Origin of the sequence: Paenibacillus spongiae (assembly GCF_024734895.1) — a bacterium.
Classification (GTDB): Bacteria; Bacillota; Bacilli; order Paenibacillales; family Paenibacillaceae; genus Paenibacillus_Z; species Paenibacillus_Z spongiae.
This window is the reverse complement of sequence record NZ_CP091430.1, coordinates 1,575,697-1,594,335: the sequence shown is the minus strand read 5'-3', so window position 1 is coordinate 1,594,335 and position 18,639 is coordinate 1,575,697. Positions and strand designations below refer to the sequence as shown.

Below are 18,639 nucleotides of genomic sequence, written 5' to 3'. Positions count from 1 at the left end.
TGTTAGTTGCCGCCTACGCGAGCCAAATCCCGAATGTTCGCTTCGAACGCCGCGAGAAGTGCTGCTTCGCCTGTCAAGCCGGCTTGCTCGACTCGCTCGATTTGCTCAAGCATGCGTTTGTAATCCTTCGGTATAATGCGCACGAAGTTATCCAGGGATGCCTCCCAATTCGAAAGCAGGCGATCGCCCGCCGCGCTTCCCGTATAGCGTACATGTCGCTCTATCAAGCCGCGCAGCTCATTCTTGTCATTCTCGGTCTCTACGCGCTCCAGCAGCACCATCTCGAGGTTGCATCGCTTGTAGAAGTCGCCTTGCTCGTCGAGCACGTACGCCACGCCTCCGGACATCCCGGCCGCAAAATTACGTCCCGTTCCGCCCAAGACGACGACGCATCCGCCCGTCATATATTCGCAGCCGTGATCGCCTACGCCTTCAACGACCACGTTAGCGCCGGAGTTGCGTACGGCGAACCGTTCGCCCGCGATGCCGCGGATGTAGGCTTGCCCGCTTGTCGCGCCATACAGCGCCGTGTTGCCGATAATGACATTCTCTTCCGCGGCGAAGGTTGATTTCGCCGAAGGGGCCACAATAATCTTACCGCCGGAGAGGCCTTTGCCGACATAGTCGTTAGAATCGCCTTCCAACGATAGCGTCATGCCCTTCGGTATGAATGCGCCGAAGCTTTGTCCGGCCGATCCGACGAAGTGGAAGGAGATTGTATCTTCCGGCAATCCTTTCAGTCCGTAGCGGCGCGTTACCTCGCTGCCGACAATCGTGCCGACAACGCGATTGGTGTTGCAGATCGGGAATGTTCCCCGGACCTGTTCGCCGTGCTCGATCGCAGGCTTCGCCAGCTCGAGCAGCTGTTTCATGTCCATCGATTCTTCAAGGCCGTGATTCTGTTCTTGCGAGCAGTAACGTACGGCGTCTGCTGGCAGTTCCGGCTGATGAAGCAGCGGGGAAAGATCGATGCCTTTCAATTTATAGTGGTCGATGACCGTTTTCGTCTGCAGTCGGTCTACGCGACCTACCATCTCGCGAATGGTTCTGAAGCCAAGCTCAGCCATAATTTCGCGAAGCTCTTGGGCTACGAACAGCATGTAGTTGACCATATGACTCGGGTCGCCCATGAACTTCTTGCGAAGCTCCGGATTCTGTGTCGCTACGCCGACAGGGCATGTATCCAGCTGGCAGACACGCATCATGACACAGCCCAGAACGACAAGCGGAGCAGTGGAGAAGCCGAACTCCTCGGCGCCAAGAAGCGCTGCGATCGCCAGGTCGCGTCCATTCATGATCTTACCGTCGGTTTCAACGACGACGCGGTCGCGCAGATTGTTCAGCATGAGCGTCTGGTGCGTCTCCGCAAGCCCAAGCTCCCACGGTAAGCCTGCGTGGCGCATGGATGCCAGCGGCGATGCTCCCGTACCGCCGTCATATCCGCTGACAAGAATGACGTCCGCACGGCCTTTGGCTACGCCGGCCGCGATCGTTCCTACCCCTACCTCGGATACGAGCTTCACGTTAATGCGGGCGCGTGGATTCGCGTTCTTCAAATCGTGAATGAGCTCGGCCAGGTCTTCGATCGAATAGATATCGTGATGCGGCGGCGGCGAGATTAGACCGACACCAGGCGTGGAGCCGCGAACCTCGGCGACCCAAGGGTAAACCTTGCGTCCGGGCAGCTGACCGCCCTCGCCCGGCTTCGCGCCTTGCGCCATCTTGATTTGAATCTCGTCGGCGTTAACCAGGTAATTGCTCGTAACGCCGAAGCGTCCCGATGCCACCTGCTTAATTGCGCTGCGGCGGGAATCGCCGTTGGCATCCGGGATAAACCGGGCCGGGTCTTCCCCGCCTTCGCCGGTATTCGATTTGCCGCCAATGCGGTTCATCGCAATAGCAAGCGCTTCGTGCGCCTCTTTACTAATCGAGCCGTAGGACATTGCACCGGTCTTGAACCGTTTGACGATTGATTCGACCGGCTCGACTTCCTCTAGCGGAATGGGCTGCTGATTATAGTTGAATTCGAGCAGGGAGCGCAGCGTCAGATGCTTCTTGTCCTCGCCCTGAACGAGCGCCGAGAACTTCTTGTACAGCGTGTAATTGTTCGTACGCGAAGCCATCTGCAGCGTATGAATCGTCTGCGGGCTGAACAGATGCTCCTCGCCGTCTTTACGCCACTGGTATTCGCCGCCGGAGTCAAGCTCTTTCACTCGGCCTTCCTGCTCGGAGAACGCACGGTTATGATGCTTCAGCGTCTCTTCGGCAATGACATCGAGACCGATTCCGCCGATGCGGGATTCCGTCCATGTGAAGTACTCGTCGATCAGATCCTTGTTCAAGCCGACCGCTTCGAAAATTTGTGCGCCGCGGTAGGATTGTATCGTCGAGATGCCCATTTTGGACAAAATTTTAACGACGCCCTTCGTAGCCGCTTTAATGTAATTCTTAATCGCCTTCTCCTGCGTTACGCCCTTAAGCATGCCTTGGCGGATCATATCATCCAGCGTTTCGAATGCCAGATAAGGGTTAACCGCACTTACGCCGTACCCGAGCAGCAGAGCGTAATGATGCACTTCTCTCGGCTCGCCGGATTCCAGCAGCAGGCTAACCTTCGTCCGCGTTCCCTCGCGGATGAGATGATGGTGCAGCGCCGATACGGCAAGCAGCGCCGGAATGGCCGCCGTCGAACGGTCAATGCCGCGGTCGGACAGAATCAGAATGTTATGTCCCTTGCCGATGACGCGGTCAGCGGCTTCGCACATTTCTTGAAGAGCAAAGCGCAGACCTTCTTCGCCTCGATCCGCTTCGAACACGATCGGAAGCGTGATCGATTTGAAGCCCGGACGGCGAACATGGCGCAGCTTCGCGAATTCTTCGTTCGAAAGAATCGGCGTGGCCAATCGGATGTGGCGGCAGCTCTCCGGCTCCGGATGGAGCAGATTCCGTTCCGGCCCGAGTGTCGTGCCTGTAGCCGTAATGATCTCTTCGCGAATAGCATCGATCGGAGGATTCGTTACTTGCGCAAACAGCTGCTTAAAGTAGTTGTACAACCGCTGCGGACGATCCGAAAGCACCGCGAGCGGAGCATCGTAGCCCATGGAAGAGATCGGCTCCGTGCCGCTGCCTGCCATAGGCTCGAGCACTTTGCGCAGATCCTCGAACGTATAGCCGAACGCCTGCTGGCGAAGCTCGACACTTTCGTGATGCGGCTCGGGAAGCTCGCGCGCATCCGGAAGATCATCCAAGCCGACGAGATGCTCGTCGAGCCAATCGCGGTAAGGATGCTCGTTTACAATCTTCTGCTTCACCTCTTCATCGGAGATGATACGGCCTTCCTTAGTGTCGATGAGCAGCATCCGTCCAGGACGCAGACGGTCTTTGTATAGAATGTTCTCCGGTTCGACAGGTACGGTACCCGCTTCAGAGCCGAGAATGATAACATCGTCCTTCGTGACATAGTAACGCGCCGGGCGCAGCCCGTTCCGGTCAAGAATGGCGCCGATCTGCGTGCCGTCGGTGAACGCCATTGCAGCTGGTCCGTCCCATGGTTCCATCAGTGTGCTGTGGTATTCATAGAATGCTTTTTTGTCATCGTTCATGCTCTCATGATTGGACCAAGGCTCGGGAACCATCATCATGGCTGCGTGCGGGAGCGAACGTCCGGAAAGATATAGGAATTCCAGCGTGTTGTCGAACATCGCTGTATCAGAACCGTCGGGATTGATAATGGGTTTTATTTTTTCCATATCCGCGCCGAATAATTCGGTAGCGAACAAGGTTTGGCGGGCATGCATCCAGTTCACATTGCCGCGAAGTGTATTGATTTCGCCGTTGTGAATCAGATAGCGGTAGGGATGGGCACGTTCCCAGCTGGGAAAAGTGTTCGTGGAGAAACGCGAATGGACCAAAGCGATTGCGGTTTCGACTGACTCATCGTTCAGTTCGGTATAGAAGGAACGAACCTGCTCTGTCGTCAGCATGCCTTTGTAGACGATTTTCTTGCTCGACAGGCTGGAAAAGTAGAAGCTGTCTCCGCCTTCAGCGCCGGAGTAGCGAATGGCATGCTCCGCCCGCTTGCGAATGACATACAGCTTGCGCTCGAACGCAAGCTCATCCTGCAGGTCTGCACCTTTGCTGATGAACACTTGACGAACATAAGGTTTCGCAGCTTTGGCGGACGTCCCCAGCTTCTCGTCATTCGTAGGAACAGTCCGGAATCCAAGCAGAGTCTGGCCTTCCTCTCGGATAATAGCCTCCAGCGCGGCCTCCTGCTTGCAGCGCAAAGCCTCATCCTGCGGCAGGAACAGCATGCCGACGGCATATTCGCCGCTATCCGGCAGACTGATTCCAAGATTATTCAGCTCGCGGACAAAGAAAGCATGCGGAATTTGCAGCATAATGCCCGCTCCGTCTCCCGTATTCGGCTCGCTGCCTTGTCCGCCGCGATGTTCCATATTCTCAAGCACCGTCAGCGCCTGAAGAACGATCTCATGCGACTTTTTACCCTTGATGTTAGCTACAAATCCCATTCCGCAAGCATCTTTCTCGAACTGCGGATTATACAAACCTTGCTTCTGCGGCAATCCCATACGATTCTCTTTCATTGCATGCAACCTTCCTATGAAAAATTTTTTTTGAATAGGCCTTTATTCGCAACGCTATCGCTTCATATTTGAAGAATAATCGCTTAGAATGTAAAGGAATGGAACGTGAACCGTCTCGCCCCAATCGGCTACCTGGGAGGATAATAAGACACATGTGTCACAGCGCTTAGACATCCTCGGATGGAACAGCTAGTAGTGGCATTTTCTTTGTGTTGTTATTTTATCTCACATCACCCCGTAAGATCAATTTAATATTTTTTATGATTATGATAAGAGTTCTTTTGCAGGAACGCGTCGAATATTGGCGAAAGTCCTTCAAACCCAGTAATAATGCTGCATCCCATACATATATTATGACCTGGAAAGGGACGTGAAAGTGTTGTCTAGAAAGTTTAGGAAAACGAGTTTAACCGCCGCCGCATTGTCTGCCGCCCTGCTTGCCGGCTCGCTGCCGGCGTCAGCTGCCGCTGCTGCACAAGAGCGTGTCATCATACCGACGCAGCCTGCTGCCTTAACGGCATTCGCCGCAGCGAATACCGGCTCCGCCATTGCCGAGGCCGCTGCGCCATTTCGCATTGTGGCCGTGGGCGATTCCATTACCGCGGGCTATGAGCTTGGCATGACCGAGAAATCGGCTGTGTACGGTTATGTCGACCGCCTCTATGAGCAGGCACTGTATCATGGAGCCGCCGAAATGCAGAACTTCGGCATTCTGGGGCTGAAATCGGCCGGCTTGAATCGCTGGCTGGAAGCAGCCGAGCAAGGTAAGCCGATCGGGGCCGAGGAAGCGCAAGCCGGCGTCACGAAGTACCCGAACGCCGTGGAGACCATTGCCCGTTCGGCCGAGCTGCGCACCGCGCTCACTCAGGCCGATCTGATCGTGATGACGATCGGCGGCAACGACTTTCTTCCGCTGTTCGACGAGATGCGATCGCGCAGCGTCACTCCCGAAGAACTGACAGCATTGCTGGATAAGATGCTAGAGGGCTACATGAGCGCATTGGAAGGCTCGCTGAGTTCCGTAGCGAAGATCAGCCCGGAAGCGCAAATCGTGCTTACGGACCAATACTTGCCGGTACCGAAGCCCTCCAAACTCAATAAGGCCGTCACGGAAGAACAATATGCGGTATTGCTGCAAGGTGTCGCCAAGCTCCGTGAACAGGTGGAAGCTGCCGCCGCGAAGCTGGAAGGCGAAGGAGTCCGAGTCAAAGTTGCGAACGTCTCCGAGCCTTTCGCCGGCCACGAGCTGTCTTACACCTCGATTATTCAAGGCGACAGCCATCCGAAGCAGGCCGGGTATGATGTGATTGCCGAGTCATTCGCCAAGAGCATCTGGGGCTCGTACCGCAAGCCGCTGCCGCTGCCTGCAGGCGTGCCGCTTCATGTGATCGTAGGCGGTAAGGAAGTTGCCGGAGCCAACAAGCCCATCGTCAAGAACGGTACGACCTTTCTTCCGATGCGCGATATTGCGAATGCGCTTGGAGCGACGCTCGGCTGGGACGGGAAGACGCAGACGGCGACGATCAAAGCGGACGGAGTGGAAGTCGCATTCACCATCGGCGCCAAGACGATGAAGGTGAACGGTCAGTCCATGCCGCTGGAGACGCCCGCTTATTTGGAGAAAACCGGCAAGACCTCATCCACCTATTTGCCGCTCGCCGCGCTCTCCAGAGGATTAGGCTATCAGGTTATTTACCGCAAGCCAATCCAGACCGTATTTATTAATTCTTAACCAAATTTCATATAAAATAAAAAAAAGCGCCCTGACCGCTAATCGATAAAGACGCAATTGTCTTCCCTTAGCGGTCGTGAGGCGCTGTTATCTGTCCAAGCGGTTAAAGACGCGGTACCTGTTCGATTATTTTCTTACTTCGCGGATAAGCCATCCTGGAGCAGTGCAGTTGCATAATCCGCAATCTCTTCTTGACTTAGCGCTTCATGATGTTTGCTCCAATCCACTGACATCGTCACATATAACTTCAGCATAACCAGAGCCGTTAATGCCGGATCGACCGGCCTCAGCTCGCCCTTCTCCACAGCCGATGCGACTTCCTCTTTGATAAAGCCGACGATCGCATGCTCAAGATGATCGATACCTGCCTTCGCCATCGGCGTTCCAATATCGCGAACCTCCTGGGACAGCTTGACAATAAGCTCATGCTTCTCGCGGAATTGCTGCAGCTCATGGAGAACAGATGTCAGGTTATCGAAGAAAGGCTTCTGTCTGTCGATCGTTCTTATGGCCAGAGAACGAAGCTCAGCCGTCAGATGCTCCATAATTTCATTAAATAGCTCTTCCTTCGTGGCAAAGAACGTGTAGATCGTTCCTTTGCCGACTGACGCGATTTTGGATACGAGATCCATCGTCGTCGCTTTATAGCCGAACATCGCGAATGACTGGCCGGCCGCCTCTACAATCTGCTGCCTGCGGTCGATCGGCTTTTTCGTCACATCCGTCATCGCCACTGTCTCCTTCTTCGCATTTCATTATAGTGCCGTACAATTGACCGATATCACAAATCAGTCAAAAATCATTGGGTGCATCTTATCACACATCGTTCAAGGACGCAATTGCATCTTTTGCTCCTTGTTGCTCGTCAGATCATTGTATCGGTATTGTAAAAGGGGGCACTTTTTGTCTTTATATAATTTTTAGCAAGAAAACTCCCTTTCTAAGGCCTTGGACTCATTTGCAAACTTGTTTTAGATGCCTACGCATCGTAATATGGTATAAGAGACAAGCACGGCTTACTATTGAAGGACTTCGATAGAAGTTTTTCTCATCTTTGAGGGAGAAGCAGGTGAGAAGATGCATAAGAAACGAGTGCTATTGCTCTCGGAAGGATTCGGATCCGGACATACACAAGCAGCGTATGCACTCGCCTACGGGCTTCGCGAGCTGGATCCAAGCGTTCAGACGCGTGTTATCGAGCTTGGCAAATTTCTTAATCCGGTACTCGGCCCCATGATCGTGAATGCCTACCGCAAGACGGTCAGCAAGCAGCCGAAATTGGTCGGCATCGTCTATCGCAGACAATATAAAAAATCACTCAACCGGCTTACACAGCTCGCGCTGCACCGGATTTTTTATACTCATACATCCCAAGTCATTAATCAGCTGAAGCCGGATTTAATCGTGTGCACGCATCCCGTGCCGAATGCGGTTGTATCCCGGCTGAAGCGGCTTGGACTTGATGTTCCGCTTTATACATTGATCACCGATTACGATGCCCATGGTACGTGGACGAGTCCGGAGGTCACCAAGTATTTGGTGTCCACGCCGCTCGTGAAGAAGAAATTGACCGACCGCGGAATATCCGAAGACCGAATCGAAGTAACAGGAATACCGGTTCATCCGAACTTCTGGCATACCCATGACAAGCCGGAGCTTCAATCACAATTCGAGCTGAAGCCGATGCCCACCGTTCTTATCATGGGCGGCGGCTGGGGAATTCTGTACAGCGACAACCTTCTCGAATATATGACGCGTTGGAGGGACACCATCCAGCTCATCTATTGCGTAGGCAATAATGATCGCGCGCGTGAGAAGATGCTTTCCGATCCGATTTTCCAGCATCCGAATATTCGCATACTGGGCTTTACCCGGGAAGTCAGCAAGCTGATGGACGTCTCCGACCTGCTTGTTACCAAGCCAGGCGGTATGACATGTACCGAAGGTCTCAGCAAGGGCATCCCGATGCTCTTCTACGAACCGATTCCAGGTCAAGAAGAAGAGAACTGCGAATATTTCATCCAGAATGGTTTCGGAGAAATGCTTGATTCGACCGCAACCATTGACAAATGGTTTAAACTCATCCAAGAACCTTACGCGTCTGTCCAATTCAGGCGCAACCTCTTAACGAAACGCAATCAACAATATAACCCGACCCAATGCTCCCGTGCCGTCCTGCAGCTGCTGCAGTGACGGCTTTTTCCCCTTATAAGGCGATATTCACAAAGAAGGGGCCTTCCTTCACGGAAGACCCCTCGATTCATTCAATTTTTACTATTCAACCACTACAGAGCGCTTCCTCCGAATAAGAAACGATGCTCCCAATGCTTGCCGGCAATGCTGTCCGTCCGTACCCCTCCTGATTCCTTGGAGTAAGTATGAAGGATTTTTCCATCCCCAAGATAGATCCCGACATGAGTTATCGCTGCCTTCGATTTGTTTACGCCGGCATAAGCGGACGCTTTCGTTCCTTTATACGACATGAAGAACATCAAGTCGCCGCGTTTTAATTGATGCCAATCGTAAACGGCATTGCCTTTATCCTTCACGTAGCTGCCCTGCTGCCGCGAATCGGCGGGAAGCGTGCGATTCAAGGCGTCGCGGAAAGCCGTTCGCACGAAATCCGAGCAGTCGAACGTTGTCGTCGTATTGCGGTTTGACCCGAACTCATACGGCGTCCCCAAATATTTCATGCCGGCTTTAATGACGGCTTCCGCCTGGGCGGCTTGTCCGCCGTTAACCGGGGGATTCACAACGCCGGAATTACCGTTAGAACCGCCGCCCGGTATTGTCTGACCCGCATTCACCTTTATGTATTGGGGACTCGTGCTTACATAACCTTTGACGCCGTTTGCGTCCTTTACTTCATACCAGTATTTATTCGGCTGTCCGGTAACCGTCACATTCTCGCCCTTCTGTATGTAGCGGATCCGCGCTCCATCCGTCGAAGGGGATTTCCGGAACGACACGGATGAGACAATAACCGCATTGCCAGCAGTGCTGCCGACTGTACCGCCGGACGATGCATTTTCCAATGCGATGTATTTTTCATTCGAGGAGACATAACCGATTTTTCCGCTGCTGTCTTGAACCTGGTACCAATACGCGTTCACCTCGTTCAGCACGGACACTTCCTCGCCCTTCTTCAAATATCGCACCACGTTGGATGAGGTGGACGGACGGTCCCTGAAGCTGACGGATGATTGTACTTCTGCTGTTTGCTGGGCTGCCATCGCGGCAGGCAGAGAAATAGAAGCGGCAAGGATCGTGACCATCGTTATCGCTGTAATCTTCTTCTTCATCTGAGATACCTCCATAGCTGTTTAGTAAGATTAGCGTTCCTGCTTGTCGTCTTGTCCTGCTATTCATTCTACTTTCGACATATACGTACACATATCGTTCTCACGTCTCATTTTCAGATGCCATCTAGTACCCTCTATATTTGTAAAAGCGCTATAACGCACAACAAAAAAGACGCTCTGGAAGAACCTCCAGCACATTGGAACGCGTGCCAGTTCTTTCATTGAGCGCCTTTACATTCCTTCTAGTCCCGATCCCGGAAACAAGACCTTTGTACTATCCGATATGTCCCGGTCTATAGGACCAGGTAAATAATTCCACCGGGTGTAAAGTAGGATTGTCGCTGCTTATTCGTTACACAAAACACAATAAATGGCTATTCACGTTCTTGCGTTAGGCTAATTCTCCCATCTGCGTCAGGGAATGATCCATGACAACAGGCAGCTGTCCCCGATTGGTCACCCTTACGATCGCATCTAACCGGTTCGTTGAATCCAATATGGATTGATACTCCGCTTTGCCGACGGACGGATAGGTAACCACTTCTCCCGTGTGATAATACAACTGAAGAATACCGCCCTCTTCATGATACGAGCAGAACGCAATTTGTTTCGACTCAATCGGTACCAGCATGAGAACACCTCCGCAAATTTAGTTTTCGTGAAACTGTCTACATCGCTAAATTGTATGAGATAGGGCTTGAATTTCTTACCGTTTATTTCTATGGACAGGCTTGAATATCCTTTTACCTGTACATACCCCCTTCCGATAAAATTACACTTTATACCGCTGCAGTTTTCCCCTGGCAGATAAACGCAAAAAAACCGGCATCGCACAATGCCGGTCATTCTAAACTTCTGCTTTCAATTTCCAGCTATCTTACTGGCTTCTTCAGGAACAAGCGGCTCCACATGAACATGAACACTCATAATATTGTGCTTGCGTTCCATCCGCTTCTCGATTTCATCGCTGATACGGTGGCTCTCGACCAGCGACAATTGGGGATCGACCATAACGACGACGTCCAGCAGCACATTACTGCCATGAACGCGCGCTTTAATGTCTTTGATAAATCGCACGCCCTGGGTTCGCTCAATGGTGCCGCGCAGCGAGTTCAGCTCTTTTTCATTGAAGCCATCGGTCAGTGCATGCGTCGAGCTATAGAAAATCTCCCATGCGGTTTTGCAAATGATGAAGCCGACAGCAAGCGCCGCTACAGGATCCAACCAAGGCAAACCGAGCTGCGAGCCGAAGATGCCGACAGCCGCGCCGACGCTGACAAGCGCATCGGATAGATTATCCTTGGCAGCGGCCATGAGGGCTTGGTTGTTTATACGTTGAGCCAGCCTGCGGTTATACATGTAGACACCGGCCATGCAAACAGCCGATGCGAGCGCAACCCAAGCCGAGAGCATTCCCGGCGCTTCATGCTCGGTAGCGAATAACGAGTTCGCCGCGCTTATGAGCACCTGTATGCCAACGGTGGCCATAATGAACGAAGCTACGAGTGCGGCGATCGTCTCTGCGCGGAAATGGCCGTACGGGTGATCTTCATCCGGCGGCTTCTGCGAAATGCGGAGGCCGATCAGCACCGCAGTTGAAGCTATGATATCGGTTAGGTTGTTGTAGCCATCCGCGACGAGTGCGGCTGAAGCAAATACATAACCGGCAGCAAGCTTGATTACAGATAGTACGATATAAGCGCCGATACTAAGCCAGGCTCCTTTTTCGCCTTGTTTGATTTCCTGATACTGATTCAGGTTCGGCACCCCCTTTACGTAACACCATGATGTGGTAACAATGACTAAAAGCTATCATACTCGATGAAAGTCGTGTGGGTCTAGAGAAACAGTGTTGGCGACGGGGTCACTTTTGTGACACGAAGCAACTTGTTTGGCTGTGTCCAAAAACAAACGCCTTGGCAACAATTAGCATAACCGTTCGCGATGGAAATGAAACCTGCGCCCGACATAAATAGACAGCCATCCCAGGCGCAAGCGCCTGGGATGGCTGTCTAGAATTTATAACGTTTAGCGTCCGTGCTCGTCATAGGCGTCAGCATGTCCGCTGGAGGGAGCAAGGCCGCTCCCGCAGGTTAGGCAGAACTTCGCATTCAGCTCGTTCTCCGTCAAGCAATGGCTGCATATAACGCGGATTTCGCCGACCGTTGTTTCCGGTTTGGGCTCTTCGGCAAGCTGCGCACCGCAATCGGGACAGAAGCGCGCATCGAGCGGCACCACTTTGCCGCAGCTGCAGCTTTTTTCGTACCTGATATTTTTAATTCGCTCCTCGAGCAAATTTATTTCCGTTTGGATTTCGTCCAACTGCTGCAAGAAGCCGGCTACTTCCTCTTCCGATTCATCGCTGCCTCCGACTTGGTGTGCACGGTATACCGAAGCGCCAATGCTGTGAAACAACTCCTCCATATCCTTCTCTTTGCCAGAAATTTGCGATTTCAGCTTCGTTATTTCGACAGTTTGCTGTGCTTTCTTGGCAGCATCCGACGCGCCTTGCTTCACTTTATCAAAAAAGGACATAATACCGACTCCTCATTCCATTATTCGTCATGACTTGTCTTATTCTAACATGAGTGCACGGTCGATTCACGCGTCCTAAGACGGGTTTTTCTTACGATCCCGTGTCCAAAACGTTACAGCAAAGAAGAGAGCCCTAGGCGGACTCTCTTCTTGCTGTGCTTCGTATCGTTATTCAGCCGGGTACATGCGTTCGCGAAGGCCTTTGACCTCCGGGCTCTCCAGGTACTCGTCATAGGTCATGATCCGGTCAATGATACCGTTCGGCGTAATTTCCACGATCCGATTGGCAATCGTTTGAACGAATTGATGGTCATGCGAAGTAAAGATCAGTGTACCGTCAAAATCGATAAGCCCGTTGTTGAGCGCGGTAATCGATTCCAAATCCAGATGGTTCGTCGGTTCGTCCATAAGCAGCACGTTAGAACCGGAGAGCATCATCTTGGAGAGCATGCAGCGCACTTTCTCTCCACCGGATAGAACGCTTGCCTTCTTGAGCGCTTCATCGCCAGAGAACAGCATCCGGCCAAGGAAGCCGCGAATGAACGATTCGTCCTGATCCTTCGAATATTGACGAAGCCAATCAACCAAATTCAACTCGACTCCGTCGAAATACGCCGAATTGTCCTTTGGAAAATACGCCTGAGTCGTCGTAATGCCCCACTGGTATGTTCCGCTATCCCCTTCAACCTCGCCCGTGAGCAGCTGGAACAACAATGTCTTAGGCAGTGTATTCGGACCAACGAGCGCAATTTTGTCGCCTTTGTTGATGGTCAGCGTCAGATTATCGATGAGCTTGTCGCCTTCCAGCGACTTCGTCAGCCCTTCAATCAGCAGCAGCTGCTTGCCCGCTTCGCGTTCCGGTTTGAAATGGATGAACGGATATTTGCGGTTCGATGGACGAATATCGTCCAGCGAGATTTTATCCAACAGCTTTTTACGGGACGTCGCTTGCTTGGCTTTCGACTTGTTCGCGCTGAAGCGTTGAATAAATGCTTGGAGCTCTTTAATCTTGTCTTCCTTCTTCTTGTTCTGGTCACGCATTAGCGTAAGCGCCAATTGGCTGGACTCATACCAGAAGTCATAGTTACCCACATACATCTGGATTTTGCCAAAGTCGATGTCCGCGATATGCGTACATACCTGGTTCAGGAAGTGCCGGTCATGAGATACGACAATAACGGTACCTTCATAGCCGGCAAGGAAGTTCTCCAGCCACTCAATCGACTGCATGTCGAGGTGGTTAGTAGGCTCGTCAAGCAGCAGGATATGAGGATTGCCGAATAACGCTTGCGCCAAAAGGACACGCACCTTCTCGTTACCCGAAAGCTCATTCATCTTCTTATCGTGCAGTTCGGGAGGAATGCCCAGACCGTTCAGCATACCCGCTGCTTCGGACTCGGCTTCCCAGCCATTCATATCGGCGAATTCCGCCTCTAATTCACCCGCGCGCATGCCGTCCTCGTCGGTGAATTCCGTTTTGGCATAGATCGCGTCCTTCTCCTTCATGACGTCATACAGCTTCTTGTGACCCATAATAACCGTTTCTAGCACTTGAAACTCATCATATTCATAGTGGTTCTGCTTCAATACCGCGAGCCGTTCGCCCGGCGTAATGTGTACTTCGCCGTTCGTTTGCTCCACTTCACCGGATAATATCTTCAGAAACGTCGATTTGCCTGCACCGTTTGCCCCAATGAGGCCGTAGCAGTTACCCGGCGTAAATTTAATATTCACATCTTCAAATAACGCGCGCTTCCCGTAACGAAGCGTCACGCCGCTTGTACTAATCATTGTGCGTGATCCCGTCCTTCTCAAATAATCGTATTGTATCGCATCATTATAGCATACGTGCCTTGAAATGTCTGTCTATCCGTGAATCCTACTGCAATTTCACTTCATTCACGGGATAGAGCCTCCGTCTTTCCGCGTGCTGCATCGCAAGGGGCAGTACCGGATGTTGATTCATTGTTACAACATCCCCTAACTATAATATGGTTTAGGCTTGCCATGTTCTACCGTGCGGCAGCACGACTAGCCGCTCCTCATCAATGCCGAGGCGATCCCATTCAGCCTCAAGGCGGTCTAACGCCTCACGCGGGGTATCGTCCGCCAGCCGGAACGAGCCGTAATGCATCGGTACGAAGCGCCGCGCTCCAATGTCGATAAATGCGCGCAGCGCCTCTTCCGGCGTTACATGCTGGGGACCCATGAACCATTCAGGGTCATAGGCTCCGATTGGCATGAGCGCAATATCAATGTCGAACCGCTCGCCGATCGCTTTGAAGCCATCGAAGTATCCGCTGTCTCCCGCAAAATAAACGGCAGGCATAGGTTCAGCAGCGGTATCGTTCCGTTCTGTGTGGGATTGAATGACATATCCGCCCCAATGGGATCGATTCATATCCAGCAGCGTCCGTCTCGTCCAATGCTGGGAAGGGACGAATGTTATCGAGACTCCTCCGATCGTAGTAGACTCCCACCACGAAAGCTCAACCACGGACGTGAACCCTTTGCGCCTCATCATATCAGCCAATCCGACCGGAACGATTAGCATTTTGCTGCCTTTTAAAGCAAGCAGAGATCGCATATGGAGATGATCATAGTGAGAATGGGAGATGAGCACGATGTCAACCGGCGGCATGTCTGCTATGGGAATACCCGGATTCGTCAAACGTTTTTGAAAGCCCATCTGCAGCGCCCAGACAGGATCAGTGACGATATTCAAGCCGGAGTGCTGAATGAGAAAAGTGGAGTGGCCGATCCACGTAACGGAAGGCATACTTGAATTGTTGTTCAGAAAAGAAATATCCGGCGTCTCGGACGGTACATTCCAAGTGAAATCCTTGGACTTCATCTTTCTGGCCCGCTCTTGGCGCCATTTTCGGAGATCCTTGAATCCAGATTCTCGTAACGTATCGTAGCCATGTTTCCTCCTTATTACGACTCCTGCCGTCGAATCGGCGGCAGCGACTACATTTACCTTCTACGATACCAACCATGAACGAACAACGCAAATAAAGGAAGACGGAAGGTGAAATTCGCATCTCCCGGTTATTTTCGATAAAATAATCAGTGAAACGTGATTCAAATGTATTGGGGAGGGATTACAACAATGCGTTTAATATATATTGAACCGACGCCAAGTCCAAATACGATGAAACTCAATGTCGACGAGATGCATCCTCACGGACGCCGTGACACCTATACAGCTGCCGATGCGGCGTCCGCACCGGAATCGCTGCGCGGCTTGCTCGCCATCGATGGCGTTCGCCGCTTGTTCCGAACGGCCGATTTCATAGCGCTCGACCGTAAGCCCGGCGCTGACTGGGAACGAATATTGGCTGAAGCAAGAACTCTGCTGCAGGCCGGTGAAGGATCAGAAGGCCGCTCTGAGTCCGGTCAGGAACCAGCGGCCGAGAGCTTCGGCGAAGCGCATGCCTTGGTACAAATGTATCGGGATATTCCGATGCAGGTGCGGGTTCGCATGGGCGATCGCGAGGTTCGCGCTGCGATGCCTGCGGCATATGCAGAGGCGGTCACAGCTGCTGCGGGAGCTACAATGATTCGCGAACGGAAGCTTGAAGAGCTTGGCGTCCGGTATGGCGAACCTGAAGAGATCGCCGCTGAGATCGTGAAGGAGCTCGTAGCCGCTTATCCGCAGGAGCGCCTCGACGAACTAGTCGCGTCTGCAATCGCACAAGGCGGCACTGCTTCCGATACCAATGCACCCGCGGTATCTGTGCGGCCAGAGCCGTTAACCGCAGAGCAGCTTGCGGAGCGGATGGCTTCGCCGGACTGGAACGTCCGCTACGAAGCCCTTTCGCGTACGACTCCACAGCCCGAGATGCTGCCGCAGCTTGAACAAGCATTGTCGGACGACAATGTCTCCATCCGGAGGCTTGCCGTCGTATACTTGGGCGACCTTCGCATCCCGGAAGCGCTCCCCCTCTTATTCACCGCCCTGCGTGACAGTTCCGCTTCCGTTCGGCGTACCGCCGGTGACACGCTGTCCGATCTGGGTGACCCGGCAGCGATTGGACCTATGATAGAATCGCTAAGCGATTCCAACAAGCTGGTACGTTGGCGCGCGGCCCGATTCCTTTACGAGATCGGGGATGAATCGGCTCTGGAATCATTGCGCCAAGCAGCTGACGATGCCGAATTCGAAGTCCGCCTACAAGCCCGCATGGCAATGGAGCGAATCGAGCGCGGTGAAGAAGCTGCCGGCTCCGTATGGCAGCAGATGACCGCCCGCACACGCAGCCAAGATAAAAACTAACTTCACGAAGCAACGATCGGATGACGACCCTCCTCCTCGACAAATGATTGACGGAGCGAGGGTCGTCATATTATTGTTCTCGTCGGTCCTGTCGTTCGTTAGAAATGTGATATTGTGGTTATGTAAACCTCCTTTTTCAACAAATAATCCCTGTTTTTTTCTTATGACCACTATCCCCTCAACTCAGTTAGCACCCATTTTCATATTCACACTACTAGTTTATTTTTCTGCATATTTTTTCTATGTATCATTGCAGCATTGCCCTCATTGCTTCCTTCATTACTGGCTTCTGCTTAGCTGTTTCCAGCATACCGCGTCTCTGTTGCTCTGCTTCGCTGTTTCCTAAATACCGCGTCCCTGTTGCTCTGCTTTGCTGTTTCCTGCATACCGCATCTCTGTTGCTCCGCTCTGCTGTTTCCTGCATACCTCGTCTCTGTTGCTCTGCTTAGCTGTTTCCTGCACACCGCGTCTCCGATGCTCTGCTTCACTGTGTCGTGCATACCGCGTCTTTGTTGCTCTGCTTCACTCCTCCCTGCATTCTGCGTCATGCATCCTTCGCCTCTACTTTACTTTCCTGTTTCATGCTTTCTACTTCCAGCTTTTCTTATATCTCTTCCATCCCTCCATTCCCAGTAATAACGGACGGTTAAGAACTTCTAATCGACCATTGTAAAAATTATAAATGAACAAGATTTCACTTGATTTAAGAACGTCTGTTCTATAAAATAAAAGAGAACAAATGTTCCTGTTTTTCAAAAAATCCAAGCTCAATCTTCCTTACTATCAAGTGTGCAGGCTTTCTTTTACAGTTTTTTTTGGGGGGGACAATCGAATGGACATATCGATGAACTTTGAGGAGATCCGTCAAACCTACAATTGCGAAGAAGCATGTATCGATATTCTATATGCGGAGAAATGGCCTCACGGTTATCATTGTCCCCGCTGCGGACATCATTTGGCCTATACGATTAGAACTCGTAGACTTCCGTTATTCGAATGCCGTTCCTGCCACCATCAGGCTTCCCTTATCTCCTCAACGGTAATGGAAGGAAGCAGGACGCCATTGCATAAGTGGTTCCAGGCCATATACTTGGTCGCTAATCCATCCATAGACATTAACGCTACGCTTCTGGCAGAGCTTGTTCAGGTTACCTACAAAACCGCCTGGCTAATCCTTCACAAGCTGCGCAATGTAATAAGCCAAGCCGATTCGATAGAGATTCTTAACGGAAACGTCAAAGTCAACGCAGCCCTATACGGCAAGCCATATAATCCTTATCGTCTATCGCACCCTCAAGAACATCCGCTGCTAAGCGGCGCTTCATTAGATGCACAGGGAAAGATCACGTACGTCAAAATTAAACAGGTACCCAAAGTACATATTTCGCAAACCAACATTCTTCGGTCCGGCATAGATGGATTTTTGAAAAATAATGTTGATCCTCTTACTGAAGACGTGACAATCGTAAAGCTTCGTTATCCGAAATTCAGCTTCAGCCCCTTATTCAACCTATGTAAAGAGGCCAACCTCCGAATAAACGCAAATTTCCACGGCATTGGCGGCAAGCACCTGCAAGCTTATTTAGATGAATATTGCTTCATTATCAACTATTCCAATAAGAAACAGTCAACATTGGACCAACTCTTGCATTTATGCGCTACACGACCTTCCATTACCTACAAAGCCTTAATTCATCGAGACTCTTCCGCTCCGCATCACACCGGTCATCTTTATGCTGCTTGAATATACATACTCTTTCAGTATGCTGCTGCACACAGAACTGTTTATTTCCGTTGCGCTTATATTTTTGCCCATGCCTATTTATAGAACTCATCACAAACTATGAGCAGGATTAAATTGAGTAAGAAGTTCGGTCGCCCATTGATGAACTTTCAGACTTTTCGGCGCTTCAGTGATCATTTTTTCGTTTGGAATCACTTCTGTCCTGATCTGTCGTAAAACCAGCAGAGCGAATATACAGCTTCATTGCAGTTTTTTTATATAAACTGAGCGTTAGGGATAGTGGCCATAAGGAATAAAGGGATGTGTTCACTGCAGGAAGGCGGGAATCCGAGGATGCTCAAATGCTCATTCTTGATCATATGTTTCAGGAACATATCGTATCCACTCCTATTATCCGATCATATATTCAATAACTTTATTTCATTATTCATAAATCCGAA

The 18,639-nt window shown here is 51.5% G+C and carries 12 protein-coding genes; 4 read left to right on the top strand and 8 right to left on the bottom strand.

Annotated features, from left to right (window positions below):
• Window positions 1-2: 2 nt before the first annotated feature.
• Window positions 3-4,607, bottom strand: coding sequence for a glutamate synthase large subunit (gltB, locus tag L1F29_RS07220; protein WP_258387660.1), 4,605 nt, complete (start codon window positions 4,605-4,607; stop codon window positions 3-5).
• 379 nt (window positions 4,608-4,986) lie between these two features.
• On the opposite strand from gltB, the gene L1F29_RS07215 reads away from it, so the two are divergent.
• On the top strand, window positions 4,987-6,339 hold the full coding sequence (locus L1F29_RS07215; RefSeq protein ID WP_258387659.1) for an SGNH/GDSL hydrolase family protein: 1,353 nt from the start codon (window positions 4,987-4,989) through the stop codon (window positions 6,337-6,339).
• A 134-nt stretch (window positions 6,340-6,473) separates the two neighbouring features.
• Here L1F29_RS07215 and L1F29_RS07210 read toward each other — a convergent pair whose 3' ends face one another.
• Window positions 6,474-7,067, bottom strand: coding sequence for a TetR/AcrR family transcriptional regulator (locus L1F29_RS07210; RefSeq protein ID WP_258387658.1), 594 nt, complete (start codon window positions 7,065-7,067; stop codon window positions 6,474-6,476).
• A gap of 349 nt (window positions 7,068-7,416) precedes the next feature.
• Here L1F29_RS07210 and L1F29_RS07205 point away from each other — a divergent pair, with 349 nt between their 5' ends.
• Window positions 7,417-8,532 carry an MGDG synthase family glycosyltransferase gene (locus L1F29_RS07205; RefSeq protein WP_258387657.1) on the top strand — a complete coding sequence of 372 codons (1,116 nt, stop codon included), beginning with the start codon at window positions 7,417-7,419 and terminating at the stop codon, window positions 8,530-8,532.
• 92 nt (window positions 8,533-8,624) lie between these two features.
• Here L1F29_RS07205 and L1F29_RS07200 read toward each other — a convergent pair whose 3' ends face one another.
• The 6 genes from L1F29_RS07200 to L1F29_RS07175 all read right to left on the bottom strand — a co-directional run bounded on the left by L1F29_RS07200 (window position 8,625) and on the right by L1F29_RS07175 (window position 15,030).
• The gene (locus L1F29_RS07200) at window positions 8,625-9,641 is read right to left on the bottom strand and encodes a C40 family peptidase (RefSeq protein ID WP_258387656.1); all 1,017 of its coding nucleotides are present in this window, start codon (window positions 9,639-9,641) and stop codon (window positions 8,625-8,627) included.
• A 391-nt stretch (window positions 9,642-10,032) separates the two neighbouring features.
• Window positions 10,033-10,272, bottom strand: coding sequence for a KTSC domain-containing protein (locus tag L1F29_RS07195; RefSeq protein ID WP_258387655.1), 240 nt, complete (start codon window positions 10,270-10,272; stop codon window positions 10,033-10,035).
• Between the two features lie 230 nt (window positions 10,273-10,502).
• Window positions 10,503-11,399: a cation diffusion facilitator family transporter gene (locus tag L1F29_RS07190; protein WP_258389633.1), complete on the bottom strand. Its 897-nt coding sequence runs from the start codon at window positions 11,397-11,399 to the stop codon at window positions 10,503-10,505.
• Window positions 11,400-11,669: 270 nt separating this feature from the next.
• Entirely contained in the window at window positions 11,670-12,176 is a 507-nt protein-coding gene (locus L1F29_RS07185; RefSeq protein ID WP_258387654.1) for a zinc ribbon domain-containing protein, read from the bottom strand.
• A gap of 168 nt (window positions 12,177-12,344) precedes the next feature.
• Window positions 12,345-13,967: an ABC-F family ATP-binding cassette domain-containing protein gene (locus tag L1F29_RS07180; RefSeq protein ID WP_258387653.1), complete on the bottom strand. Its 1,623-nt coding sequence runs from the start codon at window positions 13,965-13,967 to the stop codon at window positions 12,345-12,347.
• 205 nt (window positions 13,968-14,172) lie between these two features.
• Window positions 14,173-15,030, bottom strand: coding sequence for an MBL fold metallo-hydrolase (locus L1F29_RS07175; protein ID WP_373876480.1), 858 nt, complete (start codon window positions 15,028-15,030; stop codon window positions 14,173-14,175).
• A 258-nt stretch (window positions 15,031-15,288) separates the two neighbouring features.
• Here L1F29_RS07175 and L1F29_RS07170 point away from each other — a divergent pair, with 258 nt between their 5' ends.
• Window positions 15,289-16,455: a virulence factor gene (locus tag L1F29_RS07170; RefSeq protein WP_258387652.1), complete on the top strand. Its 1,167-nt coding sequence runs from the start codon at window positions 15,289-15,291 to the stop codon at window positions 16,453-16,455.
• 832 nt (window positions 16,456-17,287) lie between these two features.
• A complete protein-coding gene (locus tag L1F29_RS07165; protein WP_258387651.1) occupies window positions 17,288-18,199 on the top strand; it encodes a transposase in 912 nt (303 codons plus the stop codon).
• The last annotated feature ends 440 nt before the right edge of the window (window positions 18,200-18,639 follow it).

Bases quoted from the DNA above. Each gene is read 5' to 3' on its own strand.
- L1F29_RS07205 (WP_258387657.1), top strand. From the start codon at position 7,417: ATGCATAAGAAACGAGTGCTATTGCTCTCGGAAGGATTCGGATCCGGA.
- L1F29_RS07165 (WP_258387651.1), top strand. From the start codon at position 17,288: ATGGACATATCGATGAACTTTGAGGAGATCCGTCAAACCTACAATTGC.
- L1F29_RS07200 (WP_258387656.1), bottom strand. From the start codon at position 9,641: ATGAAGAAGAAGATTACAGCGATAACGATGGTCACGATCCTTGCCGCT.
- L1F29_RS07170 (WP_258387652.1), top strand. From the start codon at position 15,289: ATGCGTTTAATATATATTGAACCGACGCCAAGTCCAAATACGATGAAA.
- L1F29_RS07175 (WP_373876480.1), bottom strand. From the start codon at position 15,030: ATGAAGTCCAAGGATTTCACTTGGAATGTACCGTCCGAGACGCCGGAT.
- L1F29_RS07195 (WP_258387655.1), bottom strand. From the start codon at position 10,272: ATGCTGGTACCGATTGAGTCGAAACAAATTGCGTTCTGCTCGTATCAT.
- L1F29_RS07210 (WP_258387658.1), bottom strand. From the start codon at position 7,067: ATGACGGATGTGACGAAAAAGCCGATCGACCGCAGGCAGCAGATTGTA.
- L1F29_RS07185 (WP_258387654.1), bottom strand. From the start codon at position 12,176: ATGTCCTTTTTTGATAAAGTGAAGCAAGGCGCGTCGGATGCTGCCAAG.
- L1F29_RS07180 (WP_258387653.1), bottom strand. From the start codon at position 13,967: ATGATTAGTACAAGCGGCGTGACGCTTCGTTACGGGAAGCGCGCGTTA.
- gltB (WP_258387660.1), bottom strand. From the start codon at position 4,607: ATGAAAGAGAATCGTATGGGATTGCCGCAGAAGCAAGGTTTGTATAAT.